Raw genomic sequence first — 23,996 nt, forward strand, 5'->3', positions numbered from 1 at the left:
GGAATCATCAGGACTATCTCATCTTCGGCGAGCCGCTGATCCCGGAGATGGGCAAGCACTTCTTCCGTCGCACGCGCATCGTCTACGCGCACCGCCGGGCGAACGGCTCTTGGACGAGCGATCCGTTCCTGCGACGCAACGAGCTGGGCGTGGGGCAATACGATGCCAGCTGGGCGAGGATCGAGGCCGAATGGTACTTCGCAGCCTCACTCGATACGCACAAGCGCGAGTTGGATCCCGGCGGCGGCTTCGCGGTCGCAGTCGCCCCAGGCTCCTGGTTGCAATTTCCGCAGGTCCACCACCTTCGGCCCAAACAGCGGCTGGTGCTCGCGTTGTCCCCGGTGGCGCGCTCGGGCCTGAGCATCGAGGTGCGCCGGGGCGATCACCGGGGCGCTCTGCTGGGCCGGGTGGCGATCGCCGCGCCCGAAAGAGGGCAAGCCGCTCAGATGGAGCCTGCGCTCGAACTCGAAATCGGGAACGAACCCGGGACCATAGACCTCTGCTTCGTGTTTACAGGCGTTGAAAAGGACCTTGCACTTTTCGACTATTGGCGAGCGGTCAGTCCTGATCCGCAGAATTGAGGTTCAAAAAATTGAGAAAGGAAATGTGACTATGCAGATCAACGGGATTCCCATAAGCACGGACTATCGGGTGCACGTGAACGGCGTTTCGGCGCCCGTCTATATCATGCCTACGCGTTATGGCATGCCATACCTCAACGGACAACCGATGTCGTTTTACGGCGGGGAGCCGTGGCACCAGCCGATGTATTTCGTCTGTGCGGATATTCCCGGCCCGGTGCCGGTTTCGGTGGAGCTGGGATTTCTGACGGACGGGGAGATCCGCACGGTGACGGCCCATCCGCTGTCGCGCGGCATCGCCGTGAACCGCGAGGGGACGCGCGTCAGCTTCACGGTGGACCAGCCCGGGACCGTGACGCTGGTCGTAAATGGCGACCATCGTACCCGCCCACTGCACCTGTTCTTCTCTCCGCCAGTGGAAGCCGCGCCGGAGGATGCAATCGTCTTTGGCCCGGGGTTCCATGATCTGGGATATGACAAACCGATCACCCTGACCGATGGGCAGACGCTCTACCTGGCGTCGGGTGCCTGGGTTGAAGGGCTGATTCGTGCGAATGGCGCCCGCAATATCCGGATCATGGGGCGCGGCGTGCTCGCCCAGCGCCGGGTCGGGAGCGAGCACTATTCCGGCTGCGCCAGTGCGCCCGCGGGGATTGTGCTGAGCGACTGTCAGGACGTCTCGATCAGCGGCATTGTAGAAACCCGCGGCATCGGCGGTTGGTGCAGCATGCTGTCCAACTGCGATCGGGTGATGGTGCGGGATTACCACGTCCTGGCGTCCGTGGTCTGGTCGGCCGACGGCTTCAATCCGTGCAACAGCCGGGATGTGACCCTGGAACGCTGTTTTATCCGCTCCGGCGACGACGCCATTGCCATCAAGGGGAATACCGGCGGCAACGTTCTGACGCTGCCGCATATTCCACCCAGCACCCAGCCACCGGTGGAGAACATCCTCATTCGCAACTGCGTCTTTTGGAGCGACCACAACGAAGTGATCGTCATCGGTTGCGAAACGAGGGCCCGGTACATTCGCAACATCCGGATCAGCGACTGCGACGTCATCTTCCATTATGCGCACGAGGGCTTGGGCGTGTTTGGCATTATCCCGCTGCACGGCACGGAAATCAGCGATATTGTCTACGAGAACATCCGTGTCGAGCACTGCGAGGAACAGGTGTTCTGCTTCCGGTTCCTCGACAACATCTGGGGGATTCCGGGCGACCAGAGCTTCCCCGGCGGGATCTCCAATGTCACCATCCGCAACGTGACTGTGCTGTATCAGAAGGACGGGCCCCGCAGCGAGTTCACCGGCTACGGGCCGGATAAGCGGATTGAGACTGTCCGTATTGAAGGGCTGCGCTACGGTGACAAACCGGTCACGGATGCGGCCGGCATGGGGTTACGGAAGAACGAGCATGTGGCGGAGGTAAGCTACCAATAGATGGGCTCTCATGGAAAAGAGCTACAACATTCCGTACTTTTCCCATGTTCCGACGATAGAATGGCTGAACGGGTTTCTTCGCAGGGATAGAAAGCATGGAGAACAACATGAGACTATCAGGTATCCCAGTGCGCCATTTGCGCAAAGCGACGGTCTTGACGGCGCTGCTGGCGCTGCCGGCGTGGGCGGTTGACGCACTCAAGCCACGCGACTTGACGCCCGTGACGTGGCTGATGGCGCCGTCGCACGCGCCGGTCGAGATCGTGAGCGACGGGCAGCCGCGCGCGGCTGTTTACGTGGCGGAAGGCAAACCCGGCGCAAAACTCAAACGGCTGACCGACGAACTGTTCGATGTGATCCGGCTCGGCACGGGCGCGACGCTCGAACAGGTTGACCGGCCTCCGGCCGCCGACCGGCCCGCCATCGTCATCGGCGACTGCGAGGAAACGCGGGCGGCGGGGATCGATCCGGCGAAGATTCCGCCGGAGGGTTTCGTGATCAAGACCGCCGCGAATCGCGTGTATCTCGTGGGCGGCGCGGGCAACCCGGACGGTACGGCGTGGGCGGTGGCAGATTTTTTGGAACGGTTCGTCGGCGTACGCTGGTACTGGCCGGCCGACGCTGCCGGGCGTTCGATCCCGCGCACGGCTTCGCTCGCGGCACCGCCAGCTCACTACACCGACCAGCCGGTCTTCCGTCGGCGCATTGATTTCATTGAAACGGCGCTGATGCCGCTTCACACCGAGGGACACAATTGGGGCGACCGGATGCCGCTTCCTCTGGAACCCGGCGTCATGTCGCGCGATGAGACCTGGTGGTACGTCCCCCGCATGGAGGCGTTGCGGCGTCATGGCGAAAGCCTCGACTTCACACCGGGGATCAATCAGGGAAGCGAAGCCATCGCATGGTGGCTCTCGCGATGGGGGCACGAGCGCGACATCCTGCAGGCGGGCGAAGCGGCGCGGGCTTTGAACCAGGACGGCTCCCGTCACGAGCTCTGGATCTGCTTCAGCGCGCCGGAGACGCTGGACGCGCTGCTCGCGCGGTTGAGCCGGCACTGGGACGAAAAGGACCGCGGATGGCCGCCGCACAAGATGATGACGGATACAAGCTGCACCGTCTATTTTCCCCGGACGCCGGGGCTCGTCTGCCACTGCCAGCGGTGCGCGGAAACGGCGGACCGACTGCGCGACGACCGCCAGCTGAGGGCGGCGCTGGCCAGTGACTACGGCGACCAGCGGGCAGACGCCATCATCGAGGAACGGGTCCACGAGCTGGTTTTCGGGCTGTTCGTGCAGCGGCTGTGCGAAGCGGTGAAGCAGCGCTGGCCGGACAAGAAGGTTGTCCTGAACGCTGGCGAACGGAAGCCGCCGGAGGGTGTGACGTTTCCGGATAACCTGCGGGTCGCTTCCGTGTGGCCGGAGGGGTTTGTGATGGGACACGCTTTCCATCCTTCCGTTGGACCCGCGTTCGAGCGCACGATCCGCGGCTGGAATCAGGTCCTGATCTGGGCCTCGTGCTCCAGCCCGGGCGACTGGACCTACGGTCCTGTCCAGTATCCGCACCTCGTTCAGGAGTTCCTCCTGAGGAACCGGCGGTACATCACGGGGACCGAGCTGACGATTTTCAGCGCGCCGATTCTCGTTGCCCAAGCGCCCACGTACTACGTATGGCAGCGGGCGCTCTGGAACCCCGAGCTCGACGTGGACGCGACGCTGGACGAGCTCTGCAGACGCCTCTTCGGACCAGGCGCCAGGGCCGCCCGCGAACTGCTGCGGATCGCGTGCGATCAGTGGGAGAAGACGCCCCTGCCGCGCCCGCTTCAAGCGGAAAACCTGCACCGGGATCAACTGCCCGGAGCGGGAGGGCTGGGATCGCTCGCGCAGGAAAACCGCCTGCCTGCCGATCTGTTCGCCGCGATCTGGCCTGCGGACGTCGTGGCGCGGATGAAGGGGTTGCACGATGAGGCGCGGGCCGAGATCGACAAAGCCGACGACACCGACGCCCGCCGGGCGTTCCTGTATTGGAACTGGGCCTTCGACGCATTTCTGGAAGAGGCCGAGGTTGTCCATCGGCGGATACCGGCGGACTTCGTGCGGGTGACGCGCGGCGGGCCGCTGGCATCCGTTGAGGGACTGCCGGAAACGGACACGCTCGACTTGGGCAACGGTGCCGTGTTGAAGCTGGTGCGCATTTTGCCGGGTGAGTTTCTGATGGGCAGCGAGACGAATGCGTGGGGATACCACCGCCACGAGAGCCCGCAACACCGCGTGCGGATCACGAAGCCGTTCTACATGGGAGTCCACGAGGTGACGCGGGCGCAGTATGACGCCGTAATGGGGACCGAATCCGCCGGCGATCACCCCAACCGGCCTGCGGCAAGCATCTCGTGGCGCGAGGCGACAAACTTCTGCGGCAAGCTCTCTGCCAAGACCGGCCGGCACGTACGCCTGCCCACGGAAGCGGAGTGGGAGTATGCGTGCAGGGCGGGTACGACGACGGTGTGGTCATTCGGGGATCTGGACCGGATCGAGGCGATGAAGGACTACGCCTGGTTCGGGGAGGACGCTCGCGGCGGGCCGCAAGACGTGGGAGGAAAGAGGCCCAACCTGTGGGGCCTGTACGACCTGCACGGCAACGTGAGTGAATGGTGCCTGGACCGGTTCGGCGCAGACTACTACCTGCTGAGCCCGACAGACGACCCGGCCGGTCCAGATACCGGCATCTTTCGCGTCCTGCGGGGCGGATCCGCCGACAACCTGGGCAGGCGGAATGCGGAGTTCGCCCGGTCGGCCCGCCGCTCCTGGGGCCACCCCGACCTGAAAATCGCCCAGCGCGGCATGAACCGCGCGGGCGTCGGGTTCAGGGTGGTGGCGGAAGCCGCGGATGCGGGGAAGTGATCAGGCTAATTGAATGTTGCACAGGCCAAGTATCCGGGGCATACCTGGCCGCGGCGGCCGCTCTGGGGGTACTGCAACGAGGCCGATCCCTATGTGATGGAGATGCAGATCAACGCCGCCGCCGATCACGGGGTCAACGTCTTCATCAGCGACTGGTACACGGTCTTGGCGGCGTCGCCCGCACGGCGGAAGCCTTTGCCTGGTTCCGGGAGCAGGCTGTCAAGGCCGGACTACCGGGACTGCATCTTCAGCTTACAAGCTGGGGTGCCAACAACCTCAATCTCAGCGGTGTGGATGCCGGGGCCTGCGCCACGCCCAGTGAAAACGTCAAGATCATGGGCTTCGACAGTCAGACCCATTACCAAATGGTGCACTTCACGCACATTGACCGGGACTACGCGGCGATCATCCCGGACATGGTTAAGGAGTGGTAGCTCATGGACAAGAGCTACAACATCCCGTACTTTCCTCACGTCTCAGTCGGGTGGGACAACAATCCACGGTTCCAGACTTTCCGCCCCGGTGTGGTCAAGAACAACACGCCGGAGCAGTTCCGGAAGGCGCTTGAATTGGCTCGTGATTATGCCGACCGCCATCCCGGCCAGCCGCCGCTGATTACGGTAAACAGTTGGAACGAATGGACCGAGACCAGCTATCTTCAGCCGGATGACCTCTATGGGTACGGTTATCTCGAAGCGGTCAAGGCGGTCTTTGCGAAGAAATCTATTTGCCCGAAAGAACGAAAATCAAGGAGATGCGACGCATGAGCGAACAAAAGCGGAAGCAATACCTCGTTGGCCTCTTTACGATTTTATTCTGTGCCGCTTCCATGGCACAGATCCCGGCGACGAAGAACTCACCGGGGCCGGATGAAGTCGCGGTCTTTCTGGACTCCGTGGTTTCACCAACATTAAGTACGGGCTTCTCTTCACCGAACCTCTGTTGGCGGGGGACGTGGACCGCGTGGAGCGTATCGTCGACGGCACAATACAAGGGCATAACTGACGAACTCGGGCCAATGCCGCCTGTTTTCGTTTCTGACGGGACCCATTCTCACGTTTGCAAAGATGCGCACCCGTCCATCCCGGCCTTTCTCTCCAGAAAGTGGATGTTCCGACGCCAACAGCGTGATTTTCACGCAAACGAGCACAAAAAATATTTTTCTTGTCTTTGGCACGGCTGTTGCGTATACTCAACCCGAAAGTCCAATTGGATCGACTCACACCGGAGTCAATCGAAAAGCAGTTGGACTGAGGGTAGGAATGCGCGTGGCTGCGCACACGGCGCCACGTGCGTGGATTAAACAGAAACAACAGAAAAGAGAAGGGTTCACAGTATGAAGATCAATAGAAAAGGTTTCACGCTGGTCGAAATCATGATCGTTGTGGCGATCATTGCGTTGCTGGCGGTCATTGCCGTGCCGAACCTGATCAAGGCTCGTACCGCGACGCAGAAGAGCACCTGCAACAACAACAAGCGTCTGATCTACGACGCCATTGACCAGTGGGCGCTGGCCAACAACGCAGACGCGGCAGACGATTTCGACGGGGAGACCAATGCCATCGCGGCCTACATCAAGGGCGAGGCGATCCCCACGTGCAAGACGGGCACTTCGCCCTACACCTTGCTGGGGGCTGTCTCCAACGCCCTCGTGTGGTGCACGTCGTCCGCCGCCGACCATAATTCCGAGGCTGAGCAAGACCATCCTGATGCCCCCTAAGGTTGGGGTTAATCGCGTTGATGCGATAACAGGGCCGCGCCGTTGGCGCGGCCCTGCTTTTTTCATTTTCCGGTGATCCGGTTCGCGCCGTTGTCCATGCGCCCACTTCAGCCTTGACGATCATCCACCGAGGCGCTATACTATCCACACTGTCAGGGGATGTGCGGCCACGCTGGGTCACGACGGCACATGTGATGATCGGAGGGGCGCCATGAAGCGGTGGAAGGCCAGAAGCGGTTTCACGCTCATCGAGATCATGATCGTGGTCGCGTTGCTGCTTTTGCTTTCGGTGATCGTGGCCCCCAACCTGCTCCGCGCGCGCGAAAACACCCAGCGCACCCTGTGCCTCTATCATCGCCGCCTGATTCAGGACATGATCAGCCAGTGGGCGCTGGTCGCGAGCAAGGGGCCGGGCGATGCCATTGATCGCGTGGCTCTGGCGGAGTACGCGAAGACGGGGCAGCTCCCCCTCTGCAAGGCGGGCAATACCGCGTATGACATCGGGGGGACCGTGAACGAACCGGTCATCCTCTGTTCGCGGCACCCGGATTGACGCCCCTCAGGTCTTGACGCGCAGCAGCTCATTCAGCGAATCCCGCGCGACGGCGAGGGCGTCGAGGTTCTCGCGCCGCGTCAGCTTGAAGGGGAGCAGCTCGGTGAGCGGGCGCAGCACGTTCAGCATCCGGTCGCTGCGCACCTCGATCGCGGAGGGAAGCACGTCGAGTTGCGCCATCCCCTTCAGCACCGCGCCGGGCACCTGCGCCCACATCGCCTCGATCCCTTCGGTCGCCTGCATCGCGTCGCAGCGGATGATCATGCGGGTCTCGCCATTGACCAGAAGGAGCGTAAAGATCGCCTCAGAGCGGTGGTCTTCAGCGCTCTTCCTCTTGAGCGGCGAAAGCACCAGATCAGCCTGCAGCACGGTGGCGTCGGCCGGGTGGCGCCGGATCCGCCGGACGCAGTCGAGGTCGATGCTCACATCCACGTCGGTGCGTGTGGTCGGCTCATCCACCCAGGCGTCGCGCCAGTCGCCCGCAGCGTCTTGCTTTCGCACCAGAAGGGTTCGCGGCAGCCGCTCCTGGGTGAGGCCGGGCGTCATCTCGACCCGCATGGCCATACCGTAGGCCTGATAGAGGACAGCGGAGAGCCAGACCACTTCGGACGGCCCGAGCCGGTCGGGAAAATAGCCCACCTTCTGACTGCAGAACGCCGGACATTCGTCTGCGCGCGTCAGATCGCATCCGAGCCGGACCAGCACGGCGCGGTCGCCGGGGTTCAGGCCGGACGCAGGCATGAACATCAGACGCAGCCACGACTCCTCGATCGTGCGTTCGAGCGGCGCGCGGTCGTCTGGCCGGGCGTGGCTCATGATCGCATCGTGGAAGGCCGTCCAGCCGGGATAAACAGAGATCGCGCGCCGCGCGGGATCACCCTGCTTTGAGAACAGCACGAACCCCGGCTCGGCCGACCCGTGCGGCTGGACGCCGAAGACGTGCCCAAGCGTCATCCACGGCCACGGATCCAAGGCACGGATGTGGTCGGCCACATCGTAGAGCCGCCGCCAGGCGGAGACCGGCGCCCCCGCGATGCGCCCTCGGTTTGTTGTCTTCGTTTCCATACCCACCTCCCGCTTGTTCGACGGTAATAGTATACCCCAACAGGAGGACGGCCTCAAGAAGAGTCCGTGCGACGGCAGCACATCGCGAAGCCCTACCCGCTGCGCGCTGACACCGATTGCCTTTTACCACATGCCTGCGGCGCGGCGGGACGCCGCCGCCCTACCTCGCGCTGTGCGCCTTTCCCTGAACCCTGAACCCTGAACCCTGAACCCTTCTCTTCCCGTTTTCTGCCACCTACTCTTTAATGAGCGACTCATTACCGGGTCCACGCGGCGCTTGTTTTCCGCCGCATCTTTCGTTATGCTGTGCCTTTCTTTTCACGAGGTTAACATGTACCAACCGGTATCGAACAAATCGGACTTCCCGGCGATGGAGCGCGAGGTGCTCGCGTTCTGGGCGACCCACGACACATTCAAGAAGAGCTTGGAGAGGAATCCCGCTGGCCGGGATTATGTTTTTTACGATGGGCCGCCCTTTGCCACGGGGCTGCCCCATTACGGCCATCTGCTGGCCGGGACGATCAAGGACATCGTGCCGCGCTATCAGACCATGCGCGGCCGCCGCGTGGCGCGCCGCTTTGGCTGGGACTGCCACGGCCTGCCGATCGAGGCGCTGGCCCAGGAGGCGCTGGGTGTCAGCGGTGCGGCGGAGATCCGTTCCACCGGCGTCGCCGCCTTCAACGAGCAGTGCCGGTCCATGGTGCTGCGGTACGTGGCCGAATGGCGCAAGACCGTCACCCGCATGGGGCGCTGGGTCGATTTCGACAATGACTACAAAACCATGGACGCGTCGTTCATGGAGTCGGTCTGGTGGGTGGTGAAGCAACTGTGGGATCAGGGGCGCATCTATCGGTCGTATCGGATCGTCCCCTATAGTTGGAAGCTCAACACGCCGCTGAGCAACCTCGAGGCGGGGAACAACTACAAGGATGTGCAGGATCCGGCCGTGACCGTCCGGGCGCGGGTGACGTCGGGCGCGCCCGAGGCGTGGGGCGGCCCGGTCTACCTGCTGATCTGGACGACCACGCCCTGGACCCTGCCCGCCAATCTGGCGATCTGCGCCGGTCCGGAGATCGGCTACGTGGCGGTGCGCGACCGGAAGGAGGGCGCGATCTACGTCCTCGCCGAGGCGCGCCTGGCCGCCCACTACCCGGACGCCGCCGATTACACGATCGTGGCGCGGCTCCCCGGCCGCGCCCTGGACGGCTGGCGCTACGAGCCGCTCTTCCCCTATTTCGCCGGCGAACCGAACGCCTTCCGCGTGCTGAACGACGGCTACGTGACCACTGAAGACGGCACGGGGCTGGTGCACCAGGCCCCCGCCTATGGCGAGGACGACTTCCGCGTCTGCACTGCGGCGGGGATCGCGCTGGCGGATCCGCTCGACGAGAACTGCCGCTTCACCGCCCGCGTCCCGGAGCATGCGGGGACCTTCTGCAAGGACGCGGACAAGGCGATCATCCGCCAGCTCAAGGAGGCGGGCAAGCTGGTGCATCAGACCACCCTGGTCCACAGCTACCCGTTCTGCGAGCGGACCGACACGCCGCTGATCCAGCGCGCCATCGAGGCCTGGTATGTCCGCGTGGAGGACGTGCGCGACCGCCTGGCCGCCGCCAACGCCGAGATCCGCTGGACGCCCGGCTATGTGGGCGAGAAGCGATTCGGCAACTGGCTGCGCGAGGCCAAGGACTGGAACATCAGCCGCAACCGCTTCTGGGGCTCGTGCATTCCGGTGTGGGTCAACGAGGCCGATCCCGCCGACTGCATCTGCGTCGGCTCAGTCGCCGAGCTGGAGGCGCTCTCGGGGCAGCGGGTGACGGATCTGCACAAGCACGTGATTGACGCGATCCTCATCGTCCGAGACGGCAAGACCTACCGCCGCACGCCGGAGGTGCTCGACTGCTGGTTCGAGTCGGGCGCCATGCCCTACGCGCAGCAGCACTATCCGTTTGAGGGTGCCGATGTCCTGACGCGCGTGTTTCCGGCGCAGTTCATCGCCGAGGGGCTGGATCAGACCCGCGGCTGGTTCTACTACCTGCTCCTGCTGGGCGTGCTCCTCTTTGACAAGGCCCCCTTCGAGAACGTGGTCGTCAACGGCATGGTGCTCGCCGAGGACGGCAAGAAGATGAGCAAGCGGCTCAAGAACTACCCCGACCCGACGTATGTTCTCGACACCTATGGCGCCGACGCCATCCGCCTCTACATGATCCACTCGCCTGTGGTCCGGGCCGAGAACCTCCGCTTCTCCGAGCACGGCGTGAAGCAGATCCTGCGCGACCTGCTCATCCCCTGGTGGAACGCCTACAGCTTCTTTGTGACCTACGCGACGGTCGACGGGTTCTGCGAGGAGGAGGTGGCCGCGCCCGACTCGCCGCACGAGCTCGACCGCTGGATCATCTCGTCGCTGGAGACGCTGGTCGCGGACGTGACCGCGGCGATGGATGCCTACGACCTGCAGAAGTCGGTGCGGCCGTTTGTGCTGTTTGTCGAGAATCTGACGAACTGGTACATCCGCCGCTCCCGCCGCCGCTTCTGGAAGTCTCAGAACGACGCCGACAAGCACTACGCCTACCGCACGCTGCGCTACGTGCTTGTGCAGCTCTGCCAGGTGGCGGCGCCCTTCACGCCGTTCATCTCCGAGGCGATCTACCGCAACCTGCGCGGCGCGGGGATGCCCGAGTCGGTCCACCTCTGCGACTTTCCCGAGGCCAACGCGGCGGTGCGCGACGAGGCGCTCGAGCGGCGCATGGCGCAGGCGCAGAGCGCGGTGAACCTCGGCCATTTCCTGCGCAAGCAGCGCGATCTCAAGGTGCGGCAGCCGCTGGCGCGAGCGACGCTGGCCAGCGCCGATGCCGCGCAGCTCGATGATCTGCGGCCCATGGCGGGCCTGATCGCCGACGAACTCAACGTCAAGGAGGTCTCCTTTGCCGCCGACGAGCAGGCGTTTGTGCGGCTGACGGCCAAGGCGAATTTTAAGACCCTCGGCCGCCGTCTGGGCAAACGGATGAAGGCGGCGGCGGACGCCATCGCCGTCCTGCCGGCGGCGGCGCTGGCGGCGCTGACCGAGGGCCGGGGCCACACGCTCGATCTGGGCGATGGCGAAGGGGCCGTCCCGTTGACGGCCGAGGATGTGCTGGTGCAGCGAGAAGAACGCGAGGGGCTCACCGTGGCCAACGCGGGGACGCTGACGCTGGCGCTGGAGACCGCGCTGGACGAGGCGCTGCTGTGCGAAGGGCTGGCCCGCGAATTTGTCTCCACCGTGCAGGGGCTGCGCAAGGAGGCCGATCTGGCCATCTCCGACCGGATCACGCTGGAGGTGTCGGGCTCAGACGCCGTGCGCGCCGCTCTGGAGGCACACCGCGACACCATCTGCGGCGAGACGCTCTGCGTCGGCCTGCGGCTGGTGGATGAAGCTTCCGGAACGGCGGCCGAGCTCAACGGCCAGCCGTGCGTGGTCGTCCTGAAACGGAAAGCCGTCTGAATGGCGACAGGGGTGATGCGTGCTGACCGAGTGGTTTTGGACCTTTCTGGACACGCTTCAGGCCAACACCTGTCTGCAGGGGCTGGTGGCGGGCGCCGGAACGTGGATCTTTGAGGACGGCGTAAGCATCGGGTGCGCCATGCTGGCGGCCTCCCGCGACATGCACTGGCAGGTGGTGCTGGCGGCGCTGACGCTCGGCATCGCCTCGGGCGACTTCGCGCTGTATCTGACGGGCCGTTTTGCCTCGCGGCAGGTCTTCAAGCGCAACTGGATCAGCCGCCGCCGGCTGCTGTGGGCCGAGCAGTACTTCAGCGGCCACATGGTCAAGGCCGTTTTCATGGCGCGGTTTCTGCCGGGGACGCGGACGGTCACCTTTGTGGCCGCGGGGATGCTCGGTGCGCCGTTCTGGCGGTTTCTTCTGCTCGTCACGCTGGCGTCGCTCCTGCAGACCGTCATCTATCTGGCATTGGCGATGACGGTCGGCTCGGCCATGCTGCCCTATTTGCAAAACATCTGGCTGCGGGTCGGGGTGGTGGTCGGGGTGCTGGCGGGTGTGGTGTTGCTCAACATCGTGATCGCCCGGCGCCACCGGCTGAAGGAGGAGGAGGCGGTCCCCGATGTCGAGACATTGCCCGAGCACGAGACGCCCACGACCTTCTTCGAGTTCTGGCCGATCTGGGTGTTTTATTTTCCCGTGCTCTTCTACATCGCCTATCTGGCGATCCGGTTCCGCGGCTTGCGCCTGACCATGGCCAGCAACCCCTGCATGTACGCCTCGGGGCTGGTGCGAGAGTCCAAGCAGCAGATTTACGCGCTTTTCCAACCGGAGGTCGCCGCGCGCTGGCTGGGCCGGGTGGCGGTCTCGCCGCCGATCGCCCGGCACCAGACCGCCGAGGAACGGCTCGCGCAGGCGCGCGAGGCGCTGGCGGCCCAGGGCGTCGGCTTCCCGTTGGTGGCCAAGCCCGATATCGGCCAGCGCGGCGTCGGCGTCAAGCGGATGGGTGGCGAGGCGGATCTGCTTGCTTATTTCCGGCAGTTCCCCAAGACTCAGGCCGTGATCCTGCAAACGCTTATCACCCGGCCGAACGAGGCTGGCGTGCTCTATGCGCGCAAGCCCGGCGAGACCCGCGGCCGGGTCGTGTCGCTGGGGCTCAAGGCCTTCCCGAACGTGACGGGCGACGGCATCCACACGCTGCGGCAACTGATTCTGGCCGACAACCGCTGTCGCAAGCTGGCGCGTGTCTATTTCGCCAAGCAGAAAGGGACCCTGGACGACGTGCTGCCTGCAGGGGAGGTGCGCCAGCTCAACTTCGCCGGCAACCACGCGCAAGGGACGGTCTTTATCAACGGCAACGACGCGATCACACCCGAGCTGTCCGGCGTGTTTGACGGCATCGCCCAGTCGCTGGGCGAGTTTTATTATGGCCGTTTTGACATCCGCTACGATTCACTCGAACAGTTGCGCCGGGGCGAGGCGTTCACCATCATCGAAGTCAACGGCGCCGGCGCCGAGCCGATCCACATGTGGGATGGGCGGATGACTCTGCGCGGCGCCTATCAGGCGGTGTTGTGGCAGCACCGGCACCTGTACGAGGTCGGCGCGCTGAACGTTCAACGCGGTTTCCCAACCCTCTCTCCCTGGCAGGTGCTGCGCGATTATTGGTACGTCTGCCGCCTGGTAAAGACCTACCCGACGGCCGATTAGGCGGCGGGTTCAGGTCAAACGCATCTAAATTGAGGCTCTTGCAAAACCCCGTGAGTGCGGGCGTGGCACGGGCATCTTGCCCGTGTTTCACGGGCGGGACGCCCGTGCCACGTTGTGTTTTTCAAGAGCCTCAATTCCCCCCTATTAGGGTGAAACAGTCTCCACTTGTGATGCGTTCGCCCTGGCGGCGGGGCCGGCCTACGGCTTCATCATGCCGCCGGGAAGGGCGGGGGTTCCCTCCCACGTCGCGGTGGGCGACCACGGGAGATCGCCCTCGTGCGGGTCGCTCATGCAACCCGACAGGAGGGCCGCGAGCGCGAGCAGGGCAAGCACCGCCCAGAGGCTTGCAGGCGCCGACTTAGAAATACACCACATCGCCATTCTCCAGCGGATGCTGCTGCCAGTCGGAGAGGATATCGGCGACGACAAGCCCCTGGTCACGGACGACTTGACGGAGACGGATGCGGGTGATGAAATCGCCTGCGGCGGAGGTCAGTCCGGGCCGGCGAACCATCATCTCGATCTGCGGCAGCCCCTGAGTTTGATCCTTGCCGAGAAGTTCCGTCATAAACGCCGGCGACAAGGCGACCACCACGAACTTGAGCGTGTCGTCGTAGGCAACGACCTTGCCTTTGTCGCCGGGGGTCAGCACATTCTCAAGGTCTCGAGGGAGTTCCGTACCCTTCGGGCCGCCAGGTCGGAGTCCCGGATCTTTAAGACGCTCGATCTCGTTCGCCTGAGCCTTGATCGTCGCTTCATGGCTGATGATCGTGTCTTTCAGTTTGGCGATCTCGTCCTTCAAGCGGGCCTCTTCCGTCTGCAGATCCAGAATATCAGCCTCCAGCCTGCTGATCGTGGCATCGCGTTCAGCCACCACACCGATGAGGCGCGTGATTTCCGCGCGGAGCTCCTCGATTAACTTCTTGTCGGCCCGGCTGCTTTGCTTGAGGCGGTTGAACTCGTTAATCAGATCGACCAGCTCGTCTGCCGTCTTCTTCAATTCTGCGCGGGTCGCGTTGAGCGTTGCATTTTGCGCCTTGGCGCGAGCGAAGAGGTTATCCAGCGCCTCTTGCAGGGTGCCCTTGCCGCTGGTCGCGAATTTGCGCGGGTCGCGCGGATCGCGAATTCGGACAGGCTTGTTCTTAATCGCGTCGAATTCTTCATAATAGTACTGGCGCAACTGTTTGGCCATCGCATCCGTATTGTAGTCCAGCGGCTTCAGGTTGTCCTGTTCCAACGAGAAGGGATAGGTGCTCCAGAACGTCTTCCGGTCGGGATTGGTGAGCTCGGCGGCGGTCACGGGTGAAATGTCGCGCTCGGGAAGGGACCGCGCGGGCATCTCGACCGGCGGCTGCGCCTCGATGGTGCCGGCGATCCGCCTGATCCCCTCCTCGAACTTGTGGGCGCGGCCCACAAGCGCCTCGCGCATGCCGATGATTTGAAACTCCAAGACGAGCGCTCCGATGCCAAGAACCAGGATCAGAACAATCAACACCCTCAGGACTTTTCCCATAGCTGCCTCACGTTTCTGTAATCACCACATGTCGAGTCGTTTTTAAAGGTAGCGCAAAACCCCTCGTTCATGCAACAAAAAAAAGGGGGGCCGATAAATCAGATTGACCCTCGCGGCTGTTTTAGTGTAAAAAGGGGCACTTATGAATGCGTTCGTGCGTACATCTGTGGGCTGCCTGGGCGCAGTCGCTGGCGTGGCGGCGCTGCTGGCGCTCCGGGCGTCCGCGCAGACCGGCGACCCCGCCAAAGAGGCGTTCATCGCTGAGGAGACGCAGTATATCCGGCAGTTGCAGGATGATCTGCGGATGCCCGATTTTGCCGCGCGGGTGATCGAGGACCTCAAGAAGCGGTATCCGGATGCGGCGATCACGCTGCGCGTCTTGGAATTGCGCGGCATGCTCGCGCAAGGCGCTTTCGAGAAGGTTCGGGATCTGATCGCCCGCCACCCCAACCCGGACGGTGCCGAGGCGTGGGTGATGAAACTGGCGCTGGCCGATGGCTACTACGCTTACGGAAGCAGCCAAGAGGCCTTTGCGCTCTACAATGGGTTCTTTAAGCTGTTCCCGCAGCCCACGCCGGAGATGGAGTCATTCTACATCGAGGCCGCCTATAAATTCCCGCAAATGCTGCTGGCGACGCGGCTGGAAAAACAGGCGCTCGACGCCTACCGGCGACTGTTGAAGGTGAAGCTGCCCGCTCCGGCGCTGCGTCAGGTGCAGGCCGACACCGCCGAATTGTGCGTCAAGGTGGCCGAAGGCGAGACCGTCAAAAGCGCGAGGGACGCGCTCCTCGCCGAAGCCGACAAGCTGGCGAGCCAGCTGCTGTGGGATCAGGATATGTGGTTCGGCAAGGCGATCGTCATCAAGGCGCACAGCCTGGTCCTGAAGGGTGAGACCTCGCGGGCGCAGTCGTTGATCGATGATCACCGGGGCGTGCTGCAGCAGATCCACGATGCGTTGGTCGCCCAGGAGCGGGACGAGGGGGTCACCGGCCTCGTGCGGCTGAGCCCCATGGCCCAGTGCCGCTTTCTGCTGGCCGTCATGCTTCATGATGAGGCGATGAAAATCGCCAAGGACCCCGCTGGCGACAACGAGCTGATCAAAAACCTGCTGCTCGGGGAGCGCGGCCCCGACGGCAAGCGCAAACCCAATGGCGCTTATCAGCACGTGGTCAACGTCATCGGCCTTTTTCCCGACAGCCAATGGGCGATGGAGGCGGGCGAACGCGAGCAGCGGATACGCGCCTTCATCCTCGATCGCTTCCAAGTGGAGCTCCAGCCCGTGTTCACGGACGAGGTTCGTGACCGGATGCAGCGGAAGCAGTTTCAGGAGGCCCGTCAGCTCTTCGCCAACAACCAGTTTGCGGCGAGCATTCCGGTGTTTCTGGTGGTTTTGAACCACTTCCCCGAAACGGCCGAATCGGTGACCGCTCTGGGCGAGCTGGCCAAAGCCTGCCTCGCCGAACGGGGCGAGGATGGCTACCATGAACTCCTTGCGGGGACGATTGCCGCGCATCTGGCCGAGCGGTTCTGCCGGTCGCCGTATGCCCTGGACGCTGGCGGCGAGGTGCTGCGGCTGGCGGAGCTGATGGGCGAGAAAAGGCTCCAGACCTACGAGCTTTTCTTCCGGAATTTTACCAGCCACCCCGAGGCGCCCCTGAAGCTGATGATTCTCGGCGGGCAGGCTGCAGAAAGCGGAAACGCGGCCGGGGCGCTGGCCTATTACGACCGTCTGATTGCGGCCTACCCGGGATCGGCCTACTACGGTGAAACGCTGAGCCGGATCGCTCTCCTCCATAACCAGCGTCAAAACTATACCAACGAGATTGCCGCCCTCGACGCCTATCTGGCCTATCTGCTGCAGTCGGACAAGCCCGGTCTGGCCATCACAGCGACGCGCGCCCGCAGCGCGCAGGCCACCCGCGCGATCGCGCTGGCGCGCGTGCAGGCCGCCACAAACGATATCGAGCGCGTCGCGGGGTCGGAGGCGTTGATCCGGGCGGCCCTGCTGTTCAACCAGGTTCTGAAGGACCTCGCCGAGATCCCCGCCACCGTCGCCATCGACACGAACCAGGCGTTTCTGATCCGCCAGCAGGCTGTCCTGCAGAAGGCCGCCTGCCTGGCCCAGGTCGTCGCGCCCGCCGAAACCGTGGCCAAGCTCAGGCCCCAGGTGATCGAGACCTATCTGGGCTTTGTCAAGGAGTTCCCTCAGTCGCAGTACGCGCCCCATGCCCTGATCCGGGCCGGCACGATGTATACCGTCCTCAAAGAGACCGGACAGGCGCAGGCGATCTTTGCCCGGTTGCGCCAGGAGTACCCCGCTTCAGAGGAGGCCCGCAGTTCCGTGCCGATGCTCGCCGCCAGCCTGATGGAGATGGGGCTGCGCAGCGAGGCGGTCGCCAAATACAAGGAGATGTTCGCGGGTCCGGGCGCCGATGCCTACCCCGATTACCAGATTCTCGCGGCGGCGCGTGCGCTGGTGGATGCGGGCGAACACGACAACGCCCTGCAGGGGTTTGTCCGGGTGATCGCCCTGACGAAAGAGCCCGCGATGCGGACCCAAGCCCTCCTGGGCCGAACTCAGGCGCTCGTGGGCATGAAGAAATACGCCGAGGCGCTCGCGGAACTCGACTCGTTTATCGCGATGTACACCAATTCGGTCCTCATGGTCGACGCCTCCCTGCTGCTCGCCGACGCCGCCAGCGCCGAGGGTGAAACCGAGAAGGACAATGCCCGGCGGCAGCAGCTGTTCTCCCGCGCCATCGAGGCGTTTAAGGTCGTCCGCAGCTACCGCAAGGAGAACAAGGACGTGATGGCGCTCGACATCCAGGTCGGCCGGACGATGATGCGCAAGATGAACGCCGAGAAGGCCCTGGGCCTCGACGATCAGGCCGGCATCAGCCGCGGCCAGGCGATTGTGGCGTTCAAGCAACTCATCTACGCGACCCCGCCCGGAAGCGCCGCGTCCGACCCCTTCATCGAACAGGCCTACCTGTTGAGCATCCCGCTCGAGTTGGAGCACAAGAAGTTTCAGGGCGCCGCCGAGGCGTGCGAGGAGTACCTCGCCGCGTTTTCCGGCAGCCCCAACGCGGCCCAGGTCCGGACGTGGCTGAATCAGGCGAACATCGAGCTGGCGTCCCGCAAATAAGCGAGTGGATTCAAGGAGTGCAAACATGAAACGGATCAAACTGCATCGCTGCGCGTGGATGATCACCCTATGCGCCGTGTTGGTGGCGGCCCCGGCGGCCCGGGCGCAGATTCAGGGGACGCTCACGCTGAAAAGCGGTCCGCGGACCGGACTGTTGCGCTGGCAGGGCGGAACGAAGTCCTACGTGCTCTCAGACAGGGGGATTGACGTCACCATCGCTCTGGCCGATGTGGTGAAACTGTCGGTCGTCAGACCCCGGGATCTGGATCCGGCGATCAAGGCCGTCCAGGCGAACACCGGCGCGGCGGCCATCCCGACGCTGACCAAGATCGCCTCAGACTATTTCATGCTGCAGCACGACGAGGAGGCGACCCGCTGGCTCGCCGAGGCCTACCTGCAGGCGAACAACGGCGCCGATGCGATCCGGGCGATTGAGCGGATCACCGCCGTCCGCCCGGAGGCCGCGTATCTCGGCGATCTGGCCACGGTCTACTGGCGCGCGCTGCTCCGCGAGAACCGCGCGGCGAAACTGGAAGACATGCTCGAACAGGCCGTGAAAAGCGGCAATCGCCTGGCCTCGGCGACCGCGCTCATCCTCCGCGGCGACCTGATCCTGAAGGTCGGCGACACCCAGGAGCACCACATCCGGGCGCTGAAGGATGGCTACCTGCGGGTGGTCACGCTCTACCGGAACATCAGGGAGGTTCAGCCGGAAGCGAACTACAAGGCCGCCAAGAGCCTGGAGAAGCTGGGCATGACCGCCCGTGCGCAGGAGCGCCGCGAGACGATCCGCAAGGAGTTTCCGGGCAGCGAATGGGCTGGCAAACCCTGAACGGGAGAGGCTCTTGCAAAACCCCTCTGGGGTGTTTGCAAGCGCCTCGGGAGATAGGCACTGTTGAGAGCGCTGGGCGGGGGGCGCCCGGCACGGGACGCAAGGGTAACAACGCGAAGTCGGTGTAAGACCGAACGACGAAAGGCGAGAGGATACCATGAAGAAATTAGTGATGAGTGCGGTGATGCTTGCGACGCTGCTGGGCGCTCCGGCGCTGCTGGCCCAAGAAGCCGCGGCACCGGGCGCGGCGGCAGGAGCGGCGGTGGAAGCGGCAGCACCGGGGCTGGACAGCACGCTGATCGTCGATGCCGAGAGCGGCGCGCCGGTCTCCGCTCAGAGAAAGCGAAGCGCCACCAGTTTCTATGACGTCATGACAGGATCGGGACCCATCGGCTTCCTGCTGTGGATGGCTCTGTTCGGGAGCGGCGCAGCCGCCATCTACTTCATCGTGGACTGCTCGATCCTCGTGCGTCCCGCGAAGATGTTGCCCGGCACGTTGATCGACCAGGTCAAAAGCGCCATGGCCGAGGGGGATGTCCTCAAGGCGCTGAAAGCCTGCGAGAGCGAGCCCAGCTCGATGGCCAACATTCTGTCGGCCGGTTTTTCGCACGTGGAGGAGGGTTACGACATCATCCAGGAGAGCGTCGGCACGGCGGCCGACCTCGAGACAGAACGGCTGATGCAGCGCCTCACCTGGATCTCGGTCTGCGCCAACCTCGCGCCGATGCTCGGGCTCCTCGGCACCGTGCAAGGTATGATCATGGCCTTCGGCAATATCGCCACGGCGGCCCCTGATGTCGGCGCGCTGGCCCTCGCCATTGCCCAGGCCCTGTGGACGACCGCCGGCGGCCTGGTCGTCGCCATCCCGGCCATCACCTTCTACTATGGCATCCGCAACAATGCCAACAAGCTCGTCCTCCGCATGGAGGCCATGACCATGGAGCTGATCAAGGATCTGCGCAACGTCGAGGTCGTGAACGATTGAGGAGCGGACATGGGAAAAGTTAGAAAAGTCCGATCCGCCGGCTGCGATCTGAATATGACGCCGATGATCGACGTCGTGTTTCAGTTGATTATCTTCTTCGTCGTCACGATGAAGCTGACCGAGAACGTGTACGAGGACATCGTCCTGGAGGATGGCCGGCACGGGGCGATCGTCAAGGAGATGCCCCCCCAGACCCTGATCATCGAGTTGGGACGCCGGCTGCCCTTCGTCGGCGGCTACCGCATCTCGATCAACAACGCGCAGATGGACGAGTCCCTGTTGCGGGACATTCTGGTGAAGCGCGTCAACAAATACCGCAACACCAACTTCCCGGTCCTGATCCGGGCCGACCACCGGGTGCCGCACCGCGAGGTCCGGCGCGTCATGTCCGTCTGCACCGAGGCCGGCATCTGGAAGCTGTCGTTTATGGCGATCTACGAGCACACGGGTCAAAAGAAGGGAGGCGGGGGATGAAAGTCAGAAGAAAACGACGGATCACCAACGACCAGCCCCAGCTTGAAATGACGCCGATGATCGACGTCGTGTTCCAGTTGCTGATTTTCTTCATCGTTACGATCAAGCAGGAGGATATCTACTCCATGCTCGCCGCCGCTGCGCCGGCGGCGGATCCAGATGCCTCGCCCACCACTCCCCCCACGGTGCTGAACATCGAGATCAACAAGACGGGCTTTATCTTCCGCGGCACGCCCGTTTCCAAGGCGCTTCTGGAGCGCCGGCTGGCCAGCATCGCCGAATATGACAAGAAGGTCAGCGTGGTGCTCCGCTGCACCGGCGACTCGCCCCATAAATTCTTAGTGCAAACGTTGGATATTTGTCATAAACTGGAACTGACGAACCTGGCGATCTTTAGCATGTGAACCCGAACGGGGCTCGGGCTGGTGCGTGACGGGAGGTGGGTTATGAACGATCCGATTGCAGAAGCGATTCTCGCCAAGGAGGATCAGGCGCTCAAGGAGCTCAGCGAGCTGTTTCACGAGGATGGCTATTTCACCCGGATCAAGAAAATGATCAACGGGTTTGGCTGCCCCCGCGATAGCCGGGAGTTCAAGTCGGCGCGCATCGAGGCTCAGCGCCTCGCGGCGCCGGCCTGTGCCGTGATGATTCCGCTCGTCTCGGTCATCCTTCTGGCCGTCCTCGCGACAGGCAAGATCAGCAACACCTACGAGGTTCAGGTGGAGATTCTCGAGACCCAGGAGGTCCCGGAACTGAAGAAGGAAGATCTGGTCGAGCCGGAACCCGTCGAGACCGATATCCACATCGACACCGATGTGACCGTCCCGATCGACACGCCGGTGGCGACCACCACGGAGCCCATCACCCAGCAGCCGACCCCGGTGGATTCGGTTCTGCAGGTCAAGAGCCCGGTGATCATGCGCAACATTTACGGCTCGCGCAACCCCGGTATGGCCGGCCAGTTGAGGAAGCGCTTCGGCGGCGACGATAATACGGAGGCGGCGGTGATGGCCGCCCTCCGCTGGCTCAAGAAGAACCAGAACGCCGACGGTTCGTGGAACAAGGTCAAGCCCGCCATGACGGCGTTGGCCCTCCTGTCGTTTCTGTCGCATGGCGAGAGACCCGGGGCAGACTATCCCGAATTCGGGGAGACGGTCAGAAAAGCCCTGGATTATCTCATCAAAACGCAGAAGCCCAACGGACGTTTCACCAATAGTGATGACCACGAATATGCCCTGCCCATGGTCGCTTATGCGTTGTGCGAGGCCTATGGCATGACCATGAACCCGGAGGTCAAGGAGGCGGCCGGCAAGGCCATTCAGGTGCTGATCTCCGGCCAGAACCCGTCCGGCGGGTGGGACTATAATGTCAAGCCTTCGGAGCGAAATGACACCTCCTACATGGGCTGGTGTGCGCAAGCGCTGAAGGCCGCTCACCTGTCCAAAGCCTATGCGGATACCCAAGCCCTCGAAGCGGCGATCAAAAAGGCGATCAAGGGCTTCCAGAGCAACTATGCGAGCGGCGGCGGGTTTGGGTATACGGCGCCTGGAACGGGGGGGCTGTCGGCCATCGGCGTCCTCAGCCTCCAGTTGATTGGATCTGGCAAGGGACCCGAGGTCCGCAGTACGCTCACCCTGATGGAGCCGTGGATACCGGCGATTACCGACAAGGATTTCCCGAAGGATGTCAAAAGGCTGGGCGGCAGCATCCAGTACTATTACTACTATGCCACCCAGGCCAAGTTTCACGAAGGCGGCAAGCAGTGGGAGTCTTGGAATGCCAGGATGAAACCAGACTATCTGAAGGCGCTGATTATCGAGAAGGGTGTCTACACGGATCATCTCGGAAAACTTCAAGATATCGGCCACTGGGTGAACGACGATAACCACACCGATCGCCCGGTGATGGACACCTGCCTCGCCGCGTTGCAACTGATGGTCTATTACCGCAACCTGCCAACGACCCAGGCCGCCGCGATCATGGATGAGCTCGGCATCACCACGGCGGATGCCGCCGATCCTAAAAGCGCGACGGGCGACATCGCGGTCAATGTCGGCGATCTGTAGTCGGATGCCGAAAGGAGGGCGCGATGCCTGACTCCACGAGCGACGACGCAGCCGACCCGGTCCGCTCCAAAGAGGAGCAGGCGCTGGCCGCTATTGACGAGCGCTTTCGCGAGGACGGCTATTACACCCGGATCAAGAAAATGATCCGGGGGTTTGGCCGCCCGCGCGACACGCGCGAGTTCAAGGAGGCGCGCCTGGAGGCCCAGCGCCTCGCCGCGCCCCTCTGCGCGGTCCTCATTCCGCTGATCGCCGTCATCCTGATTGTCCTGCTGGCCGCCGACGTGATCGCACCTGAACCCACCGGGCCAACGGTCACATTCAAGCCCGAGCCGCCCGAGCCGCCCGAGCTGGTTCCTGTGCCGCCGACGCCCCAGCCGCCTCAGCCGCCGGACGATACCTCCGAAAAAATCAATCGGATGGGGGATGTGCCGACGATACCAACACCGACACCGACACCGGAATGGCGGCCCCAGCCGCAGCCGGAATGGCAACCGCAGCCTCCGCAGCCGCCCTCGACCAACCCGCCCGTGGTGGTCATCCCGACCAACGGACCCTGGTGGCCTGACCCGCCGCCACCCACCAACGGGCCGCCCGACGTCACGGCCTCCGAACAGGCGGTGATGCGCGCCCTGCGCTGGCTCAAGAAGAACCAGCAGGCCGACGGCTCCTGGCCGCAGAACAGGGTCGCCATGACCGGCCTGGCCGTGCTCACCTTCCTGTCGCACAGCGAGACACCGGCAACCAGCCCCGAATTCGGCGAGACGGTGCAGCGCGGGATTCAATTCCTGATGGGCGCGCAGGAGACCGACGGCCGTTTCAAATACAGCGACAGTCATGAGTACGCGCTGCCGATCGCGGCCTATGCGCTGAGCGAGGCGTCTGGCATGATTCCCCACCCCGATATCAAGGAAGCCGCAGACCGGGCGGTCCATGTGCTGGTCACGGGCCAGAATGCCTCGGGCGGCTGGGATTACAACATGAAGGGGTCGGAACGCAACGATACCTCGGTGATGAGCTGGTGCGCCCAGGCGCTCAAGGCCGCGCAACTGGCCAACGCCTACCGCGACAAACCGGCCCTCACCGCAGCGATGAAAAAGGCGGTGCGGGGGTTCCGCCAGAACTACCAGTCCGGCGGCGGGTTCGGTTATGACAAGCCCGGCGCCAACGGCCTCTCCGCCGCAGGGGCACTCTGCCTGCAGCTTCTGGGCGCGGGCGGCGCCGCCGAGACGCGCGCGACGCTCGACCTGATGGATGCGTGGACGCCCGCTTTTCTTGCGGGTGACGCCAAGGGGTTGGGTGGCAGCATCCAGTACTATTACTACTACGCCACCCAGGCGAAGTTTCACGCGGGCATCAACGCCAAGCGATGGACGTCGTGGTGGGACAAGCTGTGGCGCCTCTATGTCCGAGCCCAGAGGATCGAGCTCGGTGCCTACACCGATCCCCAGGGCCGGCCCCAGGAGATCGGCTGGTGGGAAAACACCGACGCCCATACCGATCGCCCGGTCATGGACACCTGTCTCGCCGCGATCCAG

General features: G+C 63.6%; 18 protein-coding genes. 16 read left to right on the forward strand and 2 right to left on the reverse strand.

Translation table 11 applies throughout. The features are described from left to right. From FJ222_07100 to FJ222_07130, 7 genes are all read left to right on the forward strand, one after another. On the forward strand, positions 1 to 581 hold a 581-nt coding region (locus FJ222_07100; protein ID MBM4164191.1), incomplete at its 5' end, for a carbohydrate-binding protein. Positions 582 to 612: 31 nt separating this feature from the next. After that, positions 613 to 2,022, forward strand: coding sequence for a hypothetical protein (locus FJ222_07105; GenBank protein ID MBM4164192.1), 1,410 nt, complete (start codon positions 613 to 615; stop codon positions 2,020 to 2,022). Between the two features lie 95 nt (positions 2,023 to 2,117). After that, entirely contained in the window at positions 2,118 to 4,922 is a 2,805-nt protein-coding gene (locus tag FJ222_07110; protein ID MBM4164193.1) for a hypothetical protein, read from the forward strand. Then, the gene (locus FJ222_07115; GenBank protein ID MBM4164194.1) at positions 4,919 to 5,356 is read left to right on the forward strand and encodes a hypothetical protein; all 438 of its coding nucleotides are present in this window, start codon (positions 4,919 to 4,921) and stop codon (positions 5,354 to 5,356) included. Before FJ222_07110 ends, FJ222_07115 begins: the two co-directional genes overlap by 4 nt. A 3-nt stretch (positions 5,357 to 5,359) precedes the next feature. Then, on the forward strand, positions 5,360 to 5,689 hold the full coding sequence (locus FJ222_07120; protein ID MBM4164195.1) for a hypothetical protein: 330 nt from the start codon (positions 5,360 to 5,362) through the stop codon (positions 5,687 to 5,689). A 569-nt stretch (positions 5,690 to 6,258) separates the two neighbouring features. Then, entirely contained in the window at positions 6,259 to 6,642 is a 384-nt protein-coding gene (locus tag FJ222_07125; protein ID MBM4164196.1) for a prepilin-type N-terminal cleavage/methylation domain-containing protein, read from the forward strand. A 211-nt stretch (positions 6,643 to 6,853) separates the two neighbouring features. Beyond that, entirely contained in the window at positions 6,854 to 7,195 is a 342-nt protein-coding gene (locus FJ222_07130) for a prepilin-type N-terminal cleavage/methylation domain-containing protein (GenBank protein MBM4164197.1), read from the forward strand. A gap of 6 nt (positions 7,196 to 7,201) precedes the next feature. Here the strand turns inward: FJ222_07130 and FJ222_07135 are convergent, their stop codons facing one another. Then, positions 7,202 to 8,260 (reverse strand): hypothetical protein, encoded by a 1,059-nt coding sequence (locus FJ222_07135; protein MBM4164198.1) that lies wholly within the window; start codon positions 8,258 to 8,260, stop codon positions 7,202 to 7,204. A gap of 331 nt (positions 8,261 to 8,591) precedes the next feature. Between FJ222_07135 and FJ222_07140 the strand changes: the two genes are divergently transcribed. Together FJ222_07140 and FJ222_07145 are read left to right on the forward strand one after the other, a co-directional pair. Next, positions 8,592 to 11,741 carry an isoleucine--tRNA ligase gene (locus tag FJ222_07140; GenBank protein ID MBM4164199.1) on the forward strand — a complete coding sequence of 1,050 codons (3,150 nt, stop codon included), beginning with the start codon at positions 8,592 to 8,594 and terminating at the stop codon, positions 11,739 to 11,741. Positions 11,742 to 11,760: 19 nt separating this feature from the next. Next, positions 11,761 to 13,446, forward strand: coding sequence for a hypothetical protein (locus FJ222_07145; protein MBM4164200.1), 1,686 nt, complete (start codon positions 11,761 to 11,763; stop codon positions 13,444 to 13,446). A 358-nt stretch (positions 13,447 to 13,804) separates the two neighbouring features. On the opposite strand, the gene FJ222_07150 is transcribed toward FJ222_07145, so the two are convergent. Then, the gene (locus FJ222_07150) at positions 13,805 to 14,959 is read right to left on the reverse strand and encodes a hypothetical protein (GenBank protein ID MBM4164201.1); all 1,155 of its coding nucleotides are present in this window, start codon (positions 14,957 to 14,959) and stop codon (positions 13,805 to 13,807) included. 142 nt (positions 14,960 to 15,101) lie between these two features. Between FJ222_07150 and FJ222_07155 the strand changes: the two genes are divergently transcribed. From FJ222_07155 to FJ222_07185, 7 genes are all read left to right on the forward strand, one after another. Then, positions 15,102 to 18,104 carry a hypothetical protein gene (locus FJ222_07155; protein ID MBM4164202.1) on the forward strand — a complete coding sequence of 1,001 codons (3,003 nt, stop codon included), beginning with the start codon at positions 15,102 to 15,104 and terminating at the stop codon, positions 18,102 to 18,104. 25 nt (positions 18,105 to 18,129) lie between these two features. After that, a complete protein-coding gene (locus FJ222_07160) occupies positions 18,130 to 18,936 on the forward strand; it encodes a hypothetical protein (protein ID MBM4164203.1) in 807 nt (268 codons plus the stop codon). A 157-nt stretch (positions 18,937 to 19,093) separates the two neighbouring features. Further along, positions 19,094 to 19,921, forward strand: a complete 828-nt coding sequence (locus FJ222_07165) for a MotA/TolQ/ExbB proton channel family protein (protein MBM4164204.1) — start codon at positions 19,094 to 19,096, stop codon at positions 19,919 to 19,921. Positions 19,922 to 19,930: 9 nt separating this feature from the next. Then, a complete protein-coding gene (locus tag FJ222_07170; GenBank protein ID MBM4164205.1) occupies positions 19,931 to 20,395 on the forward strand; it encodes a biopolymer transporter ExbD in 465 nt (154 codons plus the stop codon). After that, positions 20,392 to 20,799: a hypothetical protein gene (locus FJ222_07175; GenBank protein MBM4164206.1), complete on the forward strand. Its 408-nt coding sequence runs from the start codon at positions 20,392 to 20,394 to the stop codon at positions 20,797 to 20,799. Before FJ222_07170 ends, FJ222_07175 begins: the two co-directional genes overlap by 4 nt. 42 nt (positions 20,800 to 20,841) lie before the next feature. After that, a complete protein-coding gene (locus FJ222_07180; GenBank protein MBM4164207.1) occupies positions 20,842 to 22,461 on the forward strand; it encodes a hypothetical protein in 1,620 nt (539 codons plus the stop codon). A 23-nt stretch (positions 22,462 to 22,484) separates the two neighbouring features. Next, on the forward strand, positions 22,485 to 23,996 hold a 1,512-nt coding region (locus FJ222_07185; GenBank protein ID MBM4164208.1), incomplete at its 3' end, for a terpene cyclase/mutase family protein.

Source organism: Lentisphaerota bacterium (assembly GCA_016873675.1).
Classification (GTDB): Bacteria; Verrucomicrobiota; Kiritimatiellia; order RFP12; family JAAYNR01; genus VGWG01.

Bases quoted from the DNA above. Each gene is read 5' to 3' on its own strand.
- FJ222_07180 (MBM4164207.1), top strand. From the start codon at position 20,842: ATGAACGATCCGATTGCAGAAGCGATTCTCGCCAAGGAGGATCAGGCG.
- FJ222_07105 (MBM4164192.1), top strand. From the start codon at position 613: ATGCAGATCAACGGGATTCCCATAAGCACGGACTATCGGGTGCACGTG.
- FJ222_07120 (MBM4164195.1), top strand. From the start codon at position 5,360: ATGGACAAGAGCTACAACATCCCGTACTTTCCTCACGTCTCAGTCGGG.
- FJ222_07165 (MBM4164204.1), top strand. From the start codon at position 19,094: ATGAAGAAATTAGTGATGAGTGCGGTGATGCTTGCGACGCTGCTGGGC.
- FJ222_07125 (MBM4164196.1), top strand. From the start codon at position 6,259: ATGAAGATCAATAGAAAAGGTTTCACGCTGGTCGAAATCATGATCGTT.
- FJ222_07140 (MBM4164199.1), top strand. From the start codon at position 8,592: ATGTACCAACCGGTATCGAACAAATCGGACTTCCCGGCGATGGAGCGC.
- FJ222_07155 (MBM4164202.1), top strand. From the start codon at position 15,102: ATGAATGCGTTCGTGCGTACATCTGTGGGCTGCCTGGGCGCAGTCGCT.
- FJ222_07175 (MBM4164206.1), top strand. From the start codon at position 20,392: ATGAAAGTCAGAAGAAAACGACGGATCACCAACGACCAGCCCCAGCTT.
- FJ222_07150 (MBM4164201.1), bottom strand. From the start codon at position 14,959: ATGGGAAAAGTCCTGAGGGTGTTGATTGTTCTGATCCTGGTTCTTGGC.
- FJ222_07170 (MBM4164205.1), top strand. From the start codon at position 19,931: ATGGGAAAAGTTAGAAAAGTCCGATCCGCCGGCTGCGATCTGAATATG.
- FJ222_07135 (MBM4164198.1), bottom strand. From the start codon at position 8,260: ATGGAAACGAAGACAACAAACCGAGGGCGCATCGCGGGGGCGCCGGTC.
- FJ222_07110 (MBM4164193.1), top strand. From the start codon at position 2,118: ATGGAGAACAACATGAGACTATCAGGTATCCCAGTGCGCCATTTGCGC.
- FJ222_07160 (MBM4164203.1), top strand. From the start codon at position 18,130: ATGAAACGGATCAAACTGCATCGCTGCGCGTGGATGATCACCCTATGC.
- FJ222_07130 (MBM4164197.1), top strand. From the start codon at position 6,854: ATGAAGCGGTGGAAGGCCAGAAGCGGTTTCACGCTCATCGAGATCATG.